Source organism: Vibrio sp. YT-19(2023) (genome assembly GCF_033337395.1).
In genome coordinates this window covers 1-18,047 of the sequence record NZ_JAWOQN010000004.1, presented here as the reverse complement: position 1 = coordinate 18,047, position 18,047 = coordinate 1, and the positions used below count along the sequence as shown (strand labels likewise).

General features: G+C 43.2%; 14 protein-coding genes, 1 tRNA gene and 1 other RNA gene. 5 read left to right on the top strand and 11 right to left on the bottom strand.

Going from position 1 to position 18,047, the window contains the following annotated elements; genetic code table 11:
- Positions 1–96 precede the first annotated feature (96 nt).
- From R7E78_RS04280 to R7E78_RS04260, 5 genes are all read right to left on the bottom strand, one after another.
- Positions 97–516, bottom strand: a complete 420-nt coding sequence (locus R7E78_RS04280) for a CBS domain-containing protein (RefSeq protein WP_318057681.1) — start codon at positions 514–516, stop codon at positions 97–99.
- Positions 517–760: 244 nt separating this feature from the next.
- Entirely contained in the window at positions 761–1,495 is a 735-nt protein-coding gene (locus tag R7E78_RS04275; RefSeq protein ID WP_005378485.1) for an RNA methyltransferase, read from the bottom strand.
- Positions 1,496–1,707: 212 nt separating this feature from the next.
- An RNA gene (ffs, locus tag R7E78_RS04270) (signal recognition particle sRNA small type) lies at positions 1,708–1,804 on the bottom strand.
- A 137-nt stretch (positions 1,805–1,941) separates the two neighbouring features.
- Positions 1,942–3,945, bottom strand: a complete 2,004-nt coding sequence (locus R7E78_RS04265) for a GGDEF domain-containing protein (RefSeq protein ID WP_318057680.1) — start codon at positions 3,943–3,945, stop codon at positions 1,942–1,944.
- A gap of 152 nt (positions 3,946–4,097) precedes the next feature.
- Positions 4,098–4,841 (bottom strand): hypothetical protein, encoded by a 744-nt coding sequence (locus R7E78_RS04260; protein ID WP_005389942.1) that lies wholly within the window; start codon positions 4,839–4,841, stop codon positions 4,098–4,100.
- Between the two features lie 257 nt (positions 4,842–5,098).
- Here R7E78_RS04260 and R7E78_RS04255 point away from each other — a divergent pair, with 257 nt between their 5' ends.
- Positions 5,099–5,401 carry a DNA base-flipping protein gene (locus tag R7E78_RS04255; RefSeq protein ID WP_005378570.1) on the top strand — a complete coding sequence of 101 codons (303 nt, stop codon included), beginning with the start codon at positions 5,099–5,101 and terminating at the stop codon, positions 5,399–5,401.
- A gap of 30 nt (positions 5,402–5,431) precedes the next feature.
- On the opposite strand, the gene R7E78_RS04250 is transcribed toward R7E78_RS04255, so the two are convergent.
- On the bottom strand, positions 5,432–5,866 hold the full coding sequence (locus R7E78_RS04250) for a YbaY family lipoprotein (protein WP_258457668.1): 435 nt from the start codon (positions 5,864–5,866) through the stop codon (positions 5,432–5,434).
- 240 nt (positions 5,867–6,106) lie between these two features.
- On the opposite strand from R7E78_RS04250, the gene tesB reads away from it, so the two are divergent.
- The gene (gene tesB, locus R7E78_RS04245) at positions 6,107–6,967 is read left to right on the top strand and encodes an acyl-CoA thioesterase II (RefSeq protein WP_005378575.1); all 861 of its coding nucleotides are present in this window, start codon (positions 6,107–6,109) and stop codon (positions 6,965–6,967) included.
- A gap of 68 nt (positions 6,968–7,035) precedes the next feature.
- Here tesB and R7E78_RS04240 read toward each other — a convergent pair whose 3' ends face one another.
- Both R7E78_RS04240 and R7E78_RS04235 read right to left on the bottom strand, forming a co-directional pair.
- Complete coding sequence (locus tag R7E78_RS04240) at positions 7,036–10,077, bottom strand: cadherin repeat domain-containing protein (RefSeq protein ID WP_258457924.1); 3,042 nt, start codon at positions 10,075–10,077, stop codon at positions 7,036–7,038.
- Between the two features lie 456 nt (positions 10,078–10,533).
- Positions 10,534–10,998, bottom strand: a complete 465-nt coding sequence (locus R7E78_RS04235) for an Lrp/AsnC family transcriptional regulator (protein WP_017820003.1) — start codon at positions 10,996–10,998, stop codon at positions 10,534–10,536.
- Positions 10,999–11,136: 138 nt separating this feature from the next.
- Here R7E78_RS04235 and R7E78_RS04230 point away from each other — a divergent pair, with 138 nt between their 5' ends.
- Entirely contained in the window at positions 11,137–12,231 is a 1,095-nt protein-coding gene (locus tag R7E78_RS04230; RefSeq protein ID WP_005389952.1) for a PLP-dependent cysteine synthase family protein, read from the top strand.
- Positions 12,232–12,292: 61 nt separating this feature from the next.
- Here R7E78_RS04230 and R7E78_RS04225 read toward each other — a convergent pair whose 3' ends face one another.
- Positions 12,293–12,610 carry a DUF1244 domain-containing protein gene (locus R7E78_RS04225; RefSeq protein ID WP_005378586.1) on the bottom strand — a complete coding sequence of 106 codons (318 nt, stop codon included), beginning with the start codon at positions 12,608–12,610 and terminating at the stop codon, positions 12,293–12,295.
- 214 nt (positions 12,611–12,824) lie between these two features.
- Here R7E78_RS04225 and R7E78_RS04220 point away from each other — a divergent pair, with 214 nt between their 5' ends.
- A complete protein-coding gene (locus tag R7E78_RS04220) occupies positions 12,825–13,400 on the top strand; it encodes a porin family protein (RefSeq protein WP_053307492.1) in 576 nt (191 codons plus the stop codon).
- 80 nt (positions 13,401–13,480) lie between these two features.
- Here the strand turns inward: R7E78_RS04220 and vmeF are convergent, their stop codons facing one another.
- On the bottom strand, positions 13,481–16,594 hold the full coding sequence (gene vmeF / locus R7E78_RS04215; protein ID WP_054576347.1) for a multidrug efflux RND transporter permease subunit VmeF: 3,114 nt from the start codon (positions 16,592–16,594) through the stop codon (positions 13,481–13,483).
- Positions 16,594–17,688 carry an efflux RND transporter periplasmic adaptor subunit gene (locus R7E78_RS04210; RefSeq protein WP_017820000.1) on the bottom strand — a complete coding sequence of 365 codons (1,095 nt, stop codon included), beginning with the start codon at positions 17,686–17,688 and terminating at the stop codon, positions 16,594–16,596. Before R7E78_RS04210 ends, vmeF begins: the two co-directional genes overlap by 1 nt.
- A 292-nt stretch (positions 17,689–17,980) precedes the next feature.
- Here R7E78_RS04210 and R7E78_RS04205 point away from each other — a divergent pair.
- A tRNA-Tyr gene (locus R7E78_RS04205) sits at positions 17,981–18,047 on the top strand.

Genomic DNA, 18,047 nt, shown 5'->3' with positions numbered 1-18,047 from the left:
AATTTGTACAGTTCGGCGATAGAAAATAAAAAAGACGCCGAAGCGTCTTTCCAAACCAGTTTAAAAGCAATATTCCGTAAAGTTTAAACAGAGAGGTTAAACGGGATGCTTAAAACACTCATTTAATGTCATTCCTATGGCACGCAGCACGTCTCTTCTTGTGATAACACCAACCAACTTACCTTTGCCATCCACCACTGGATACATTTTCGGCGTTCCAACTTTCATCATGTCAGCCAGTTCAATTACTGACATTTCTGGAGAAACAGATAAGACATCATCATGCATACACTCTTGTACCGTATGTGTATCTTGGCAGTGATAACTTGCTTTCACCAACTTATCTAATAAGTCTTGCTCCGATAAAAACCCAACCACTTTTTCATTTTCATCAATGACAGGGCCACCTAGTGTGACACTTTGCATTACTTTGTTTAAAGCTGCCGAAAGTGACATATCTTTCGTGAAAGTCACCGCTTGCAACGTCATGTAATCTTTTACTTTTAATGAATGCATTCTTATCTCCTTAAGGGCATTTTATTGCGGCCTTTAGATAAGTGTCGCCTAATTTCCTGATTTTACTAAATGGAAAGGAGTAATTTTATTTATAGGCACAGCCTATTGAACTAAAACAAAATTAACTCACCGAACAACATTCACTGTATTTCGTTAAACGCAAGATTCAGCCAGGCTGATTTTTCTAGGCAAAATACAACAAAGCCAGTCAATTGACTGGCTTTGTTATTATGTAATTGTTGCGTTAGCTATGTTGGCGGCGCATGTTGTCTAAAATAATGCCAGTCGCCATCGCGACATTCAGTGATTCGGCACCGCCAAACGCCGGAATCGTGATCTTATCTGTCACGAATTTTGCTGCGGCTTCACGCACACCATGAGATTCGCTGCCCATCAACAAAATACCTTCAGCAGCGAAATCCGTTTTATGAACGCTCTCTCCTTCCAAAAACGCGCCATATACTGGCAATTTGGCGTGTTCCAAGTAACTTGGCAAATCCACCAAACTCACTTGTACGCGGCCAAAGCTGCCCATGGTCGCACTGATCGTTTTAGGATTATAAGGATCAGCACAATCTGTACTCGCAATAATGTGCTTGATGCCATACCAGTCTGCAACACGAATAATCGTACCTAGATTACCAGGGTCGGATACACCATCTAGCGCAATCATCAAGCCTTTCGCTTGAGGCTCTTTTACACTCGGAATTTCAACCACAGCAATGGCCGCATTATTGCTCACAAGCGTGCTCGCTTTGGTCAATTCATCAAGCGATGCTTCAACACAATCAAAACGATTTAGCGTACCAGCATTTTGTTCGAGAAATGCCGCTGTTGCAAAAACCTGCTTCACCTTCAATGAACTACTTGCTAGCTCTAGTACGTTCTTTTCACCCTGAACTAGGAATAAGCCATGCGCTTTACGCTGTTTCTTTTGACCTAAAGCACGAAGCAGTTTTAATTGGTTTTTTGAAATCATTAAAGTATCCCAGGTGAAAATGGTTATTCGGCGAGTGTACCCTAAACAATCTTCACGAAAGTTCGGTATCGAGCGGATGAGATTATAAATTATACCTAAATAACCTCAAGAAGCTTGATCATCAGAAGACGTTGAACACCAAGCGTAGCCAAAATAAAAGAAGGCTCAAAAACGAAAAAAGCCCTGCGATAACGCAGGGCTTTCAAAGGGTGGGACCCCAGCCACATCCCGGCACACAAGTCACACGCTGCGGCTGCTTCCTTCCGGACCTGACCGAGTTCACGAGCTATTGTTGCGAGAGGACCAGAGCCCCATAATTCTTTTCGAGAGGTCTTGCCTCAATCGATGGGGCAATTATTCAGTATCAGCTCTCATAATGCAAGAGCAAAAACCTTGAATTTCATCATTTCATTACCGTTTGAACAAAACTCGATCAATTCATTCCTTTATGATGAAACCGTGCAGTCACGATAAGAGGAGTCGTGCCGTGAGGACTGCTTACTCATGTACATGTCTTCATCAGCCAAATGCATCGCTTGCTCTAAGCTCATGTGCCGTTCCCTTTTTGCAGAGAAACCAATAGAGATACTTATAGACTCCAAATCACTACATAATTTGCCTTTCACATCGATTCTACTGAGCTCTCTCATTGCTCTAGTTAACTCGGCTTGCGTAGGATAACCCAGTAATATGAACTCATCCCCTCCAATTCGATAACATCTTCCCGACCAGACATAATGAATTTTTAGCGCCAGTAGTTGTAAAACTTCGTCCCCAGCGCGATGACCATAAGTGTCATTGATTCGTTTGAAATGATTAATGTCTAAGTAAAGTATGGATAGATCTTTGTTTACTCCTTTTCGATACTTTACTTGCAACGCACGACGATTCCTTAACCCTGTTAAGTTGTCAGTGTTCGATTGACGGTAAAGATAAAGCGAAACACAAATAGCAAACAATAATACAAAGATAAACACAGCTTGTGTTTGCGTCGCTAATCGAATCTCATATTCAAGTGCGGTACGCCAATCTGGGCGTACATCGTACTGAGCAATGATCTTATCAACTTCTAACATCGCTATCGCTCGACTGAAGAAAGGCGCAAGCATGGCTCCTTTTTCATTCGCGACCAATCCAACAGAGAGTTGTGACTCATAAAACTCGCCAATAGCGGTATCCTGCTCTATCGGAACCAATTCACTGAGACGTAAAAAATGATTGAGCATCGCCGTATCCATCGGAATGTAATCGACTTCTTCATTTAGTAGCCCCTGAATGAGCTCTTGTTGGGTACGATAACGTTTGAGTTCTTTTAGCGGTAACAGTTGCGTCATCATTTGATCGAAAAAGTCATCCTTAACTACGCCAATCCGCTCAGATATCAACTGTGAAACATGAGAGTATGTGCTCGGTTTGTAACCTAAACGCTTGACCATCACCGATGCTGGCGCGTAATGGGGCTTTGGAAAGTAGCTAAATGCGCGCCGCTCACGGCTGACCGTTAACGGCGCCAAAATTTCGAAATTACCTTGGATAAACTCATGGTACATAGAACCCCAGCTTTCACCAGGCTCACTAATGATCAAGCAGTTTAAAGCCAAGATCTCACAGCTTCTCAGGACTACATCAGCCGTCATCCCTTCGACACTACCATCTGCGTTGTATACAACATATGGAAAGATAGATTCGAGCTTAATCCGTATTGGTTCATTAAAATCAAGGGGTAATAAACGAATAGAATCACGCAACGCTGCTCGCCTTAATTCAAATTGATACTGGGAAATTTCTTCGCGAAGCTGCTTTTGCACCGCTTCCCCGTGAATAAACGTAGCGAACGTGTCCAACTCTTCAAGATGATGATCTTTTTTACTGATGATGGATACGGGCTTTATCGAAATCTGATCATTGAGCATCTTGGCGTCAAACCCCTCCATCAGCATCGGCTTGAGCTGGTTAATGGCATCGACAACGCCATCCACAGCACCTGAACGTAGCAGTGTTACTGCTTGTTCGTGACCTTGATAAGAGATCTGTTCTAGCTCAGGGTAGTGTTGTTTAAGTAATTGGGCATAAACTGTATCTTTGGGGACGCCAACACGCGAAATGTCACTCAACGTCGAATCTTTTAAACCAAAGAGGTAGGTATATTCGATATTTGTTGGGCGGGAATAACTAAAACGTTGAGCACGTTCTTGTGTGTAAGTGATATTCGCAGCAAAGTCCGCTTCCCCATTCGCTACTGAATTTAGAATGGCATTAAAGCTGGAGTAGTTCACGTATTGAACGGTAAAGCCAAACTCCTTTGAAGCAGCATTGAAAAGAACACGAGTGACGACATCATCCGCTTCAGTCGCGACTTTATAATGAGCAATTAAAGGGGCTTCGGCTTTTACATTCAAACTCAAGAGGCAACATGCAAAAAGCAACAGTGTTCGAGCAAAAGTTGTCATGACAAACTTATCTTAAATCAACCACTTATATTGTGGTTATTATTATTGGAAGTGTAGTAAATATGAAATGAAGAACATATACTAATCTCCATTTTGTTCCACAACCAATTCGATACTCTGCCGCACATGTCACTTTTTACCTGACTAAAAACTCATAATTCAGCCTGTTCATCGCTACTACGTAAAATATAGTCAGTCATCCAAGCCGTCCCTAACAAACAGATCCAAACCACGAAAACAGGGTTTGGCACATCCGTGGTCGGGCTGACGACTAAGGCGGCAAAACCCACAGTCGGTAATGTCCAACATAATAATTTGCTCCAACGAATGGTATGTTGAAGCTTCGCAAGTGCTTCCATTGACGCTAACATTCCCGTCAAACTTAACGCCATAAGAACGGCGTACGGTAGGCCTGCAATCCACAAAGGGAGCAACAAAAACAACGGCCACCAGCTGTGTTTATTGGATGGCGTCCAATGCGCAGCCGACCACCACATCGCCATAACAGCAATGGTTTGAACCACTGTAACCCAAGCAGACCCATCCAGCTTACCGCCTTGCTGTGTGACCATAAGACCAACTTGCAGTGTAAGTACAATAAGACCAGCGGTGAGCAACACACCTAAAGAGCTTCTACGAGAAAATACCACCATTAAAAGTGGGAAAAGGATCAAAACACCAACCGACAAAGCAATTGGCTGCATTGAGAGTGTCGCACCAAAAGCCATCATCGCGCCCAGTAATACTAAGCCAGCGAACCCACCTTGTGGCAAAACCCACAGCGCGGGGATCATAAGTGCAAGAACGGGAATGTCACCCTCGCTCAAACTCATCGCCCGAACGCAGACAACAGCGAGTAAGGTCGTAACGAAAAATTGAAGTGTCGATAAAATCATAGCGCCTCCTGGCTTCCCCACCTACTTGGTAACTCAACGGCAAAAACTGGGATTGAAAGTCGTTGAGAGGGTCTAGATTCAAGCTTAGCTTGCGTTTGCTTCATGCTGTTTAAGGCTCATCAACCAACGACACTAAAGAACAGAAAATGTAATTCTTCAAAGTGAGTCGCTGGCAACACAAGGGTTAAGAACCGTTAGCAATATACAAGTCCAATGGTTTACCATTCCTTAGTAATCCAAAATAGACACTTTTGAGTATGGACCAATTTTTAGCGCAAATCTTTGCTGTAATTCACCAAATTCCAAAAGGAAAAGTCTCCACCTATGGGGAAATTGCAAAAATGGCCGGTTATCCGGGCTATGCGAGACATGTTGGTAAAGCACTGGGTAACCTACCAGAAGGCAGCAAACTCCCCTGGTTTAGAGTGGTAAATAGCCAAGGAAAAATATCTTTAAAAGGCAGAGACTTAGAGCGACAAAAAAAGAAATTAGAAGCAGAAGGGATTGAAGTATCGGAAGTTGGCAAAACTTCACTTAAAAAATACAAATGGCAGCCTTAAGCTGCCATTTTTTGTTCTCAGTACGTCGTATTAACGTGTTCCAACTAGACGAATATCTAATTGGTGAGTTTGTGCTTCATCTGTAATAACACCGTTATGTGTGTCGCTGATAAAACGCAGCTTTCCATCTACCTCAATGCGAGCACGAACGCTGTAACGATGGTTTGGTTTGATTTCATTGCTGTCGTAACTCAACTCAAAAGAAAGAGGAACTTGCTTACCTTCTGTTTCGAATGTCTGTTTCGCCAACACTTTTGCTGGCGCATCCGCCAAGGACACATCTTCTAACGCAATAGTAACCACTGCGTTTGGTGGCAAGGCAATCCGCTCGCGATAAGCCACTGTACCTGTAATCGTCTTCATTGACGCTTCTGTAGATTCCATTTCTGTATTTTGAGAAGTTTGGCAACCCACTAACGCAGCCCCAAAGAGTACAGAAGTAACAAGTAGTAGTGTTTTTTTCATATATTCCTCGAAAAGAGTATTAAACCGAAGCAATTATAGGTCTGGAATATAAAACTGTCTGCTTCCTGTCACTTTATTTGACAATAGTTTGACTGAGTTAGAATTTATCAAACAATTGATTTTGTTTCATAATTGGAACAATACTATTTCTAAGTTACTCAATAGTTCTTAACTATGCCACTTCACAAGAGTGAGGCTGTTGAGGTAACTTGGAATGAAAGACAACGGTGAGGAGACACAATGAGTAAACCACTACGAGAATTGCTCAGCCTACTACAACTCGAAAAATTAGAAGAAGGCTTGTTTCGTGGCCAAAGTGAAAACCTAGGTTTGCCTCAAGTTTATGGCGGTCAAGTAATTGGGCAAGCGCTTTCTGCTGCGCGCTACACCGTTGAAGAAACACGCACGGTACACTCCTTCCATAGCTATTTTTTGTACCCTGGCGATCCAGAAAAACCTATTATTTATGATGTAGAAAATCTGAGAGATGGCCGTAGCTTTAGCACTAGACGCGTAAAAGCAATTCAAAATGGACGCCCTATTTTTTACCTAACCGCATCCTACCATGGCGATCAACCTGGGTTTGATCATCAAAAAGAAATGCCAGATATCCCTGGTCCAGAAAACTTTGCCTCAGAGAGTGAGCTCGCAAGCCATATTGCAGAATTTCTACCCAAACGCTTACGCAAAACATTTTGCGGGGAAAAGCCAATCGAAACTCGCCCCGTTACGGTTATCAACCCTTTGAAGCCCAAAAAAGCAGAACCCAAACAGTACCTTTGGATTCGTGCTAATGGTGAAATGCCAGAGAATCAGCTAATTCACCAGTACCTTCTGGCCTACGCATCCGATTGGGGATTCCTTGTGACAGCAATGCATCCACATGAAGTCTCATTAATGACGCCTAACTTTCAAGTGGCCACCATTGACCACTCTATCTGGTTCCATCGTCCGTTTAAGATGGATGAATGGCTTCTATATGCGATAGAGAGCCCAACGGCGAGCAATACTCGTGGGTTGGTCCGTGGCGAAATATACAACCAGCAAGGTCACTTAGTGGCGACCGCCGTGCAAGAAGGGGTGATGCGCTACACGAAATAGCTCGTGTTCGCCAGACGAAAAAAGGAGTGCTGTTCCGCACTCCTTTTTTAATGGGTATCAAACGATGATTAATTTGGTTGATACTTCATGTTAATAACCGACCATTCGTAAAGTGATTTCGGGTAACCATATTCGCCTTTCCCGTAAATGACATTTGGGTCGGCATAGAATCCACCTTTATTCGTTGCTAAAAATTCACGAACCCCACGACGGTAAGTAATCACAGGTGCTACTAACTCATACTCTACCTTTTCCATCTTCGAGTCATCAATTATTAAGAACCGAGTCATACGAATCGTGCTGCCGCTGGTGCAGTATCCTGAGTCATCGTAGTCAATTGCTTCAAAAGGCTTGAGATCATCTTCGAACAGTTCTGATGTACATCCATCAAATCGAGCCACATGTACCCACGCAGCTTTTATTAGAGTTGGGTCATCGTTACCCACCGGCTTAAATATAAGCTTCGCAACCTTACCTTTGCCGTATAATTTCAATTCTTCGTCCGTTGGCTCACGCACTGAACGAACGTTCATCAAACCAAACTCACTTTCTTCTAAATTGGAAAATTCAAGCTTATTCAGAGTACTAATCAACACCGTTTGTTCTTTCTCAAACAATTCATATTGATCCGCAACACCTTTGTCAGCGAAGCTTATAAAAACCTGAACATTCTTACTTTCCAGCTCTTCGTAATCTCGAGATTCTCCTTCCGAAACGTCGAGAGAAATCCAACGTCTTTTTACTGGTGGGAGGTCAAGTAACGTCAGCTCTTCCTTATCAACATCTAATGAAGCGACACCGTTAGTTGTTGAGCCGGATATTTGATAGCTGCGTTTTCCTATTGGTGTACCAAAATCTAGCTTAACCTTTTTAAATGGTTCAAATTCCACCTTCATTGTAGAAGTACTTAAACCAGGGTGCTTCGCTTTGTTAATAGTGCCATTTACGACGATTGTTTTAGCTTTGTAGTTGCGTCCAGTAAGAGTAACCTCTACTTGGTACTCGCCTGCGTGCAAAATCTTCAAACGCCCCGTATCAGGGGAAACTAGCTCGACCACAGGATCTTTTTGGTTAATAAGACGGTAACTTGCCTTCGCAGTCCCACCACTCATCACTGGTGAGATAACACTACCAGCGGAGAATTCTACCGTTGGGTAAGTAACCGATACAGGGTTTGTGCCTTGTTTAATCGTGACCGAGAAACCACTTTCACCCGGATCCACTTTGTCGTCCCCCGCATCCGAAACAATAATTTTTGTGCTACCCGCGTTAAGAATTTGCATGGCACCCGTTTGGCTGTTTAAGGAAACCACATCTGTTGCTGCGTTGTCTGCAAATCGGTACGTAACTTCCCCAACCGTACCAGAGATTTTCGGCGCAACAAATGTTTGGCCAACCTTCCAAATCTCTTCCACATCGGATTGAACTTCAATTCGGCTCGGCGCACTCAAAATTGTCACGTAGACTTTTTGATCAGGACCAACGGTATAATTCGCGCTCTCTTTTCTGCGCACAGTTAGCGTCGCTTTACCCGCTTTATACACATGGAGACGTCCTTCACTAAAACCACCGACAACATCTGGTGCGGTGTTATCTACAATCTCAATTTGCTCGTCAGCACTCAAACCAAAATCACGGTGAAGATCAAAACTGTATTTGTTGCTGTATACAACGTCATAATCGTGCGTTGCCATGGGTTGGCCTTCAGCCTTTGCAACTTTAATGACGACATTAAATTGAATAGGTTGGTAGAACTCCCCACCATCGTCTTCAAACTTAAGGTCGTACTCACCCGCAGTCACTACCTCCAACTTGCCGTCAGTCATTCGTAAGCCATTAGGTAAGCTGCTAACTAGATTTACGTTACCTTTTTGCCCTTTAAACGCCAGAGGGATTGAAAGATTTGGTTGATAGGTAAGCGGCATTTCAATGTCTTTTATAACGGGATGAGGCGCGCGATTAACTTCAAGATCAAAGCGAGTTTTGCTTGCAGGATAATTACGCATGTCATGCTCGTAAATTTCCACTTCAGCAGCACCAACACCTTTGATCAGTAATGCTTCACCATTTTCAGTTTTAGCGACAACGTCTTCACCACGAATGATTCTCAGCTCATAGTCACCGTAGGCGTTCGTCACCTTAGGGAAAATTCGTCCACCTTCCTCATAAGTTGTGACGATATCCGCTGCCCTGATTTCTTGACGCTTGCCTTGTTTTACATCCACAAAAAATTGCGCTGTTTGCTGTTTATCCAGAAACGCGTCGCTGTAAGTTGCAGTCGCTTCAACCGTTAATCGACCAACATTATGAACAAGAAGTAAACCCGTTTCAGGGTCTAGCAACTCGGCCACCTTGCTGTCTGGTACGCTATTTATAATTTTGTAAGAAATACGTTGCGTTTGAGCTTTATCTAGACGCACTGGTTCTAACGTCAACCCTTCTCGATACTCGTCTTCAAGCAAAGCGAACTGTAATTGCCCCGGAGCTACTGCATGCAGCTTAACCGTAGCGCGAACTTGTTTCGGCAAGTAAAAGTCGTTACCTGAATCAGTAATCAGCACCGATGCCTGACCAACTGAACCTAATGAATATACCGAACCGTTCTCATCAACACGAATCAAGTTATGACCACTTTCTACCTCATAACTCAGTTCGCCTTTTTGGCCACGGACGATCAACGCTTTTCCTTCTGACTCAATCGCATTGAAATTCAGATCACTCACTGAAAGTTCAGTATTGATGCCTCGCTCTACAGTGACAGAAAATCTTGCTTCAGAAGATTCATAAGCAGAGCTACTATCTGTAGCAAGAATAGTCGCCGTTCCTGGGCGCAGAATTTGTAGTATTCCTGAGTCATTAATTTTCACGACATTTGGCGGATTAGAATCAATGACTTGGTAAGATACCGACCCATGTACATTGCTCAGTTTTGCTTCAGTAACCGTTCCCACTCCTTCAAACTTCAACACCGTGTCTTCCACTTTTAATTGCGGACGGTTCTGCTTTGTTATCGTAGTTGGTGTCTTCGTATTGTTCGGCTTAGAGTCTCCCCCACCGCCACAGCCAGCGAGTAAAGCTGCGAGAAAAAGCAAATAGTAATTTCTGTTCATTTTTAGTAATACTTTGTTACATACAAGATGGGGCGATAATAATACGATGTTTTATTAATCACTATCCCCATTTTTGAGTACTTTATTACTTAAGTAATTGCTACTGTATTAATCCTAAAAACAAATAATCAAAAATAGCGACCAAATTACATGAAAACACAAAAAGCAAACGTTTAAATCAAACTCTTCCATTAATTTAGTAAAAATTAATATTCAATAAAATAAAACATGAAAAAGAAAGAGAAAAAATTGCGTTATTTTTTCTTTCGTTATGATGTATAGGATTAATGGACTGCAAAAACAAATGGTTAATGAAAAATAGAAGAGAGAATAAATATCGTTTATATTTATAAAAATCTGGTAGGAAATAGTTTTAAAAGCATAATCAAACTACCTTTTAACATTTAAAATACTAAAAGGTAGAATTAACATTAGATAGAATTCTTATAGGGCGAGTTATTTTAGGATTGGTAACTCTGTTGTGTATTTAATGGACTCCATAGCAAATGTTGAAGTCACATTAGATAGCCCTTTTACGCTATTAACTAACCGCTTATAGAATTCGTCAAAACACTTCATATCTTTGACTAGTACTTTCATCATGTAGTCATACTCGCCAGCCATACGATAAAACTCCATTACCTCAGGAAAGTCACTCACAGTTGTAACAAAATGGTGATACCAACCTTCGGAATGATCAATCGTTTTTAACTGAACAAATGCAATGAAAGATAGCTCGAGCTTTTCTGTACTTAACAACGCCACGCGTTTTTCGATGTAGCCCTCTTCTTCCAACCTTTTCAAACGCTTCCAACATGGCGTCGTTGTCAGATTTACCTGCTCTGCTAACTCATTTAATGACAAGGTGCTGTCGGTTTGTAACAACGCAAGCAGCTGTTTATCGACCCGATCCAAACTCATCCTATAAAAACCACGAAGTGTAGAAAACTTTTCTATCAAAATAGTCATTACCGGCAACTATAGCAAAGTTTTTCTCTCGTATTATAGGTAAATTATTCCCATCTAATGCTTATCTATCGATTTCCAAGGAGAGACGCCATGTGTACTGACCACAACTGGATCAACAATGCAGTGCGTAAAATTGAAGCAGACTTTCAACGTTCTGCTGATACTCATTTATTTAAACTTGAACTGCCTTCTCTTGATGGTATCGATATCTACCTAAAAGATGAGAGCACGCATCCAACAGGCTCTCTTAAGCATCGATTGGCGCGCTCATTGTTTCTTTATGCTATTTGTAATGGATGGATTGGTCCTGAAACCACTGTAATCGAGGCGTCCTCAGGCAGCACTGCCGTTTCGGAAGCGTATTTTGCGCGTTTACTTGGCTTACCGTTCATTGCCGTCATGCCGAAAACCACTGCACGTAAAAAGATCGAACAAATTGAATTTTACGGTGGTAAAGCGCACCTTGTTGAACGATCAGATCAGATTTATGACGAGTCTCGACGCTTGGCTCAAGAACTAAATGGTCACTACATGGACCAGTTTACTTATGCTGAACGCGCTACTGACTGGCGCGGTAACAACAACATCGCGAACTCTATCTTTAGCCAAATGGAGTTAGAAGATCACCCGATTCCTAGCTGGGTAGTGATGAGTCCTGGAACAGGCGGCACATCAGCAACCATTGGCCGTTTTATTCGTTACCAAAAATACGACACTAAGCTTTGCGTGGTAGACCCTGAAAACTCAGTGTTTTACGATGCTTTCCAGTCAGGAAATCACTCATTGAAAGGCGATACTGGCAGCAAAATTGAAGGTATCGGGCGACCACGTGTCGAACCAAGTTTTATTGCTGGTGTCATTGATGAAATGCGCAAAATTCCAGACGCAGCCAGTGTGGCAACCGCCCATTGGGTATCTCAGCTGATTGGGCGTAAAGTCGGCGCATCAACAGGCACCAATCTTTACGGTGTGCTGCAATTGGCTTGTGAGATGAAACAACGCGGTGAGAAGGGTTCTATCGTGACGCTTCTATGTGATTCTGGAGAGCGTTACCTAGATACGTATTATGACTTAACATGGGTAAAAGAGAACATCGGCGATATTCAACCTTACTTAGCTCAACTCGAAGTCATTCAAGCAAAAGGTTGCGTTGAGCCAGCTTGTTGCGGCTCAACTAACGCTTAACGTGCAAACTGGACTTTAAAAAACAGCCCAACTTCATGTGGGCTGTTTTTATCGCTGGGTTTTACTTTTTCTGGCGCGCTTCAAACGCAGCCAATTGTTCTGGCGTTGCCGCTGGTTGATGATTTTGTTTCCATTCATCGTAAGTCATGCCGTAAACACGTTCGCGAGCGTCATCAATATCTAAATCCAAACCGAGATTTTCAGCCTCAGATTTATACCATTTGCTAAAGCAGTTGCGACAGAAGCCCGCAAGGATCATCAGGTCGATGTTTTGTACGTCTTTGTTAGCATCTAAATGCGCCAATAAACGGCGAAATGTCGCCGCGTCTAACTTATCTTGTTCTTCTTGAGTCAAGTTTTTGTATTTGAATTCAGCCACTTTCCTTTCCTTCTCTCTTATTTAGCTAGCTTTCGTCACCATATCTAGTTAGTCGGTAGTCATGAGTAAGAAGTATGCTTTAGCGCAACAATTCCCATTCTAAAATCACTACCTTTGATAAAAGCTGATATGATAATTACCATCCATCCTATTGATTAAATTAACATTTAAACAAATCATTACAACGGTCTTTTACCAAGGTTATCGTCTAGTTATGAAAAACGCCATTCTATTATTGTCTGCCTTGACCATTAGCGTGCCAACTTTAGCTGCTCAAGAACAAGCTCATCAATCTTATTTTTATCTGGGTACTGGTAACGTTGGTTTTGATACACCGTATTTCGGCTCGGATAGAGACAATGAGTGGTCAACACCACATATCACAGTTGGCTGGGGTTACCATATAAACCAATACCTCGCGTTTGAAGGGGTTCTGCGCTATTCACAAAATGAACTTAAGAACGATGCTCTAAAAACTGACTTAGATCTTCACTATTACCAAGCAGGTATGTCTGCTGTTGTAACAAGTGATAACTTAGGCGATACGCCGCTGTCACTGTTTGGTCGCGTAACTGCGCTTGGCACTCAAGCTGAAATGTATGTTCCAAACGAACAAAAAGTCACAGATGATTCAGGCGCGCTATTCAACATCGGTGCTGGTGTCCATTGGGATATGAGCAAAGATATCTGGTTACGCGCAGAGTACATTTATAATGTCGCGGATATGGGTTTTGAAGATTTTTACGACAGCTACGAAGGTGTACAAATCAGCCTAGGGAAACGCTTCTAATCGAACGCTTCCGAGCTAACTTTAAACCGATAAAGAGAAGCCGAGGTTATTACCTCGGCTTTTATGTTTTAACGTTTGATTTAAGGGTGCGCTATACGGCCCTTCGTATCATGGCTAATTGCTTTGTTTAACTCTGCTTCTACATGACCTGGTGCTTGTGTTTTCGCCGAAATCAATCGGTACATTGCCGGGATAACAAACAAGGTCACCAATGTCGCAAACCCCATCCCGAAAAAGATTACCGTACCCACGGCAATACGGCTCTCATAACCCGCCCCTGTCGATACGATCAACGGAATTGCGCCAGCAAGTGTGGTAAACGCAGTCATCAAGATTGGACGTAGACGTCGCGCAGCTGCATCAATGATCGCTTTTTCAAACCCAACGCCACGATCACGTAGCTGATTGGCAAATTCTACGATCAAAATACCGTTTTTCGTCACCATACCAATCAACATGATCATGCCGATCTGGCTATAAATGTTCATACCTTGGCCCATAATAACTAAACCAAGGAAGCCACCAAATACACCCATCGGCACCGTAAACATGACCACTAACGGGTTTACGAAGCTTTCAAACTGAGCCGCCAACACGAGATACGCCACTAGCAGTGCCAATGCAAACACAACAGCAACACTCGCTTGGTTCTCTTTAAAGTCTTTCGACTCCCCCGAATAACTCACCGAAATGTCACCCGGTAAGTTGTCGATGGCTTCCTGGTCTAGGTAATCCAGCGCATCTCCTAATGTATAACCTTCCGACAGGTTGGCAGTAATAGTGATGGACTTCTGTTTGTTGTAGTGAGAAAGACGAATAGAGGCCGCCACTTCTTCAATTTTTGTGACCGCATCTAACGTCACTAGCTGACCGCTATTCGTGCGCAGATAAATCTGACTTAAATCTGCAGCATTATTAAAGCTATTTTCATCACCGCGAAGATACACATCGTACTCTTCGCCACGCTCAACATAAGTCGTTTCGCTTTTACCACCGAGCATGATTTCTAGGGTGTCAGAAATGTCTTGAACACTGACTCCTAGCTCTGCGGCACGCTGTCGGTCAACTGTAACCAATAACTCAGGCGTTTTTTCCGAGTAATCTATCTCTGCTCCTTCCATCATTGGTGATTCTTCTGCTTTGTTCTTTAGCATTTCAGCCCAAACAACGAGCTCATCGTAATCAGAGCCGCCTAATACGAACTGAACTGGCTCACTCGAACCACCTTGGAAACCTGGCATAAATGGGAACACTCGAACATCTGGGATACCTGCCAATTCTTTCCGTACTTTGTTAAGGGCTTGCTGAGCCGTGATATCACGTTCGTTCCAATCTTCTAGAATCATGATCACAAAGCCTGTCTGGTCTCCTGCCTGGCCACCAAACGCTGGCGTTTGGATACTGAATGACTTCAGATAACCTTGCCCTAGTAATGGCATCAATCGGTCTTCGACAATATCCATATTGGCTGACATACGATTGTATGACGTAGCATCTGCACCGCGCACAAACGCGAATATAACACCGCGATCTTCTTGTGGGGTCAGCTGGGCCGGTACCTGATTCATCAAGAAATAGCTACCGCCCAAACAAGCTAGAATCACCAGCGGAGCAGCCCAACGTACTTTCAATGCGCCTTTCAATAATGCGCGATAACCACTCTCAAGCTTGCTAAACAAGCGATCAACCGCTTCATTGAATCGATTTGGTTTTACATTCGCTTTCAAAATCTGACTACCTAATACAGGAGTCAGCGTCAGGGCAATCAAAGAGGAGAATATGACCGACATAGCCAGCAATACAGAAAACTCTGTAAATAGTAGACCTACCATGCCATCCATAAAGGAGATCGGTAAGAACACCATCACCAGCACTAATGTTGTTGCTATAACAGCAAAACCAACCTCTCTTGTGCCTTTATATGCGGCGAGTAATGGCGATTCACCGCGTTCAATATGGTGGAAGATATTCTCTACAACCACAATTGCGTCATCCACCACCAAACCAATCGATAATATCAACGCCATCAAGGTGATCAAGTTGATAGAAAACCCAAAGTAGTACGCGGCAATGAACGAAGAAATCAGAGAAACAGGAACCGTAACCGCAGGAATTAAGGTTGCACGAGCTTGGCCGATGAAAATGTACAACACCAAAATCACCAAGCCGCCCGTGATAAATAGCGTGCTGTACACCTCTTCGATTGAACGCTCGATAAATACTGTCGCGTCGTAATCTATCGCAAGGCGTGTACCTTCTGGTAAGAACTTCTGGATGTTATCGACTTCAGAACGAACCAGCTTAGCAACCTCTAACGGGTTTGCGTCTGACTGCGATACCACACCAAGACTGATGTTTACTACACCATCACTTTTGAAGGTTGAATTTTCGTTTTCTGCACCAATGAAGACATCTGCTACATCTTTTAAATAGATAGGTGTATTGTCGCTTGCGCGTTTAATGACAAGATATTGAAAATCTTCAGGCGTGTTATAAGTACGAGCCGTACGCACGGACATTACTGTTGAGTCGTTTCGAACTTCACCACCTGGGCTTTCTAGGTTCTCACTTCGTAAAGCTGATGTAATGTCCGAAGCTGTAACTGAACGTCCAGCCATTAGTTCTGGCTTAAGCTTCACGTACATGACCTTGTACAAACCACCGGAGAGATCAATGGAGCTAACCCCAGAGATCAGGCTAAAGCGGTCCATCAATACACGTTCGGCATAATCCGTTAATTGAGTACGGTCCATCTCTGCAGAACTGAGATTGATGTAGAGCGATGCCTCTCCCGAGCCATTGTTCTTATAAACAATAGGGTCATCCGCTTCATCAGGTAGCGAGCGCTGAGCACGAGCCACGGCATCACGCACGTCGCTCACACCTGTGTTGAGATCGTAACCTAACTCAAACGTGATCGTGATACGCGACATGCTGTTACGAGTAGTGGAGCTAATTTCATCAACTCCACTGATCCCAGAAAGCTGGTCTTCCAAAACGGAGGTAATTTGGCTTTCAATAATAGTCGCAGATGCACCCTCATAACGCGTACTGATAGAAACGACTGGGCTTTCTATATCAGGCATTTCACGAACGGCTAATTTGGTGAATGACACAAAGCCAAACACACACAACAGCATGCTCAGAACTAACGCCGCGACAGGGCGTTTAACTGAAACGTCGGACAGTAACATTAGTTTTCTTCCTCATCCGATTCACTGTCATTGCGTGTCACATCCGTGGTGTTCGCTTTTAGTGGCGCGACAATTTCTTTCACTTCGACACCATCACGCATGTTAACAATGCCTTGAACCACAATCTTGTCACCAATCTCAACACCAGATTCGATCACCACCTCGTTGCCAACACGAGCACCTAGCGACACTTCTTGACGAGTAGCTTTGTTATTTTCATCAATTACATATACAAAACGTTTAGTTCCGGAGTATTCAAGTGCTTGAACAGGAATGATTGGCGCCTTAATAGCAGGAAATGCTAGTGAAGCGTTCATCAACATGCCCGGCTTCAATTGATTTTCTGGGTTATCAAACTCAATACGCACGCGAAGATTCAGTGTTTCGGCGCTGATCCGCGTATCAATACCTGTGACTTTACCAGTAAAGGTCTGGCTACCCCATGCACTGGTTTTAGCGATGACTTCCATACCAATAGAAAGCATCGATAAATAGCGCTCCGGTACTTGTAAATCCAGTTCCATGACGGAAAGATCATCCAACGTCAAAAGTTCAGTACCCGCACTGACCATTTTGCCGCGGCTAAAATCGATAAAACCAACAGTGCCAGAAAATGGGGCAGTAATATGGAGATCAGCTAAATTGGCTTGAGCAGCATCAAGCCTCGCTTGTGCTATTTCAACACTGGCTTTTTGTGCATCGATTTCAGTTTGAGTAATCGCATTCCGCTTAACCAAACGTTGGAACTCTTTTAACTTACGCTGTTCATCTTTAAGGTACGCCTTTGCCTCAATCAAAGCGGCTTGAGCCTTATCGTCATCTAACTTAATTAATAGCTGGTCTTGCTGGACATTTTGATTCGCTTTAACAGCGATTTGATTCACTTTGCCGGCGACTTCCGATGCGACAACCACAGACTCCGCTGCCTTTAATTTGCCGATAAGAGTTAAGGATTGATTGATCTCGTGCGTTTCTACTTGTTCAGTCACAACGGTAACCGCTGAGCCTCCTCGCATCGCAGCGCAAACCGATGGAGAACTCAGTAATATAGAAAGCGTTAAAACAGATAACGATAACGTGGCTTTCATGCTCATGATATTGACTTCTAAACGAATAAACTTATGTCATTAAACTGCTTACAGTTTATCAGTAGATACGGTGTTTAACGTCAAGTAGTGTAAATTCAAGTAAAAAGCGCGCTTCTCTTCTGTTCAAAGGACAAACAAAACGCTGACTTTCTACCATCTTTGCCCAAAAAGACAGCATTCAACGTAAAAACGTAAGAAAAACGCTTTACAGCCTGAGCGAGTTTGCTATGATTCGCTCCGCACTTGGGAGATGAGTTGGGAAAACATCTTACTAAGTATAAAAATCCTCTGGAGGGGTTCCCGAGTGGCCAAAGGGAGCAGACTGTAAATCTGCCGGCACTGCCTTCGATGGTTCGAATCCGTCC